General features: G+C 65.1%; 1 protein-coding gene. It reads right to left on the bottom strand.

Annotated elements, in window-relative coordinates:
- Positions 1-779 precede the first annotated feature (779 nt).
- On the bottom strand, positions 780-1116 hold a 337-nt coding region (locus Q664_RS59680), incomplete at its 5' end, for a hypothetical protein (RefSeq protein ID WP_043411233.1).

Consider the following 1116-nt stretch of genomic DNA (forward strand, 5'->3'; position numbering starts at 1 on the left):
GTGCACAGTAGTGGTTCGGAGCACAGAGGTGTCTGGCGCCGTGCAGTGGTTGGGCGGAGAACTGGAGCTCCAGTCCGGCGCGGATAGCCTTCGGGCTTGAGGGCCCGGGAGGGCCCGCATGGCGGCGCCGTTAGGCGCCCACCGCTCAGATCGGTTTGGGCAGGTGCTGGGTGATCCACGCGATCAGCGCGAGTTTTCCACAGGGCCCACGTCGAGGGATTTTGGGTCCTGGAGCTGCGTCTAGGAAGGGGCGTCGTAGGCGGATCGTCGAAGCCCATGAAGTTGTTGGGGAATTCGGTAAACCCCGCCCCAAGAATGACGCAGCTCCGCCCGGAGATCGACGCAGCTTCTGCCCCGAGAGTGACGCAGCTTCAGAGGGAAGAAAGCGCCCCAAGAATGACGCAGCTCCGGCGAGAAAGCCGCCCGCGCAAGCCCCTGATTTCTCAGCACTCTTGGGGCGTGTCCCCAGGTTATCCACAGGCCAAAGTGCGTGGTGTACCATGCGCATTTTTTTGAGCATGTTTACACATGCGCACTCCGTGGGCCGGTTTTGGGTGCTGTTAAGGTGTAAATCCGGCGCCCTGCGATCGGGAACCCTGCTTGACGGGTTGCCACAGGCCTTAGATATAAATAGGAGACCTGAGTGGTAGGGTCGCGGGGCGCCTAGCGTGTCGTGCCATAGCACGCACTTTTCGCGCGGCCGGACGCCGGGCTTGAGAGGGCGCGGCCCTGGGCCGTCCCTGCGGGCGACAGTCACAGCACCAGGAGAACAGCGGCGCTTACGTGCCGATGGCGGCTTCGGGCTCCTCGTCCGCGGGCTTGCGGCGGAGGCTTAGACGCGAGGCAGCCTGCTCGAGGGAGCGGCCGGGATAGACGGCCAGCAGGTCCAGGTTCTTTGGTACTGGAGGCCGCGAGGAGACGCCAGGCAGCGACACGCGCGCATCCTTGACGGGCTCGGCGGGCCGGAGAACGAGCCGGTTGCCGTCCTTGGTGAGGTGGTTGGGACAACCCCGCCAGACGGTCTCTACGAGCTTCTGGTTGGCGCGCAGGAGCTCGCGCGACTTCTTCTGGGTGCCGGCTTGAGAGCCGAGCTGCGCAAGGAGGCCCGTCTCTCCG

Origin of the sequence: Archangium violaceum Cb vi76 (genome assembly GCF_000733295.1) — a bacterium.
GTDB lineage: Bacteria > Myxococcota > Myxococcia > Myxococcales > Myxococcaceae > Archangium > Archangium violaceum.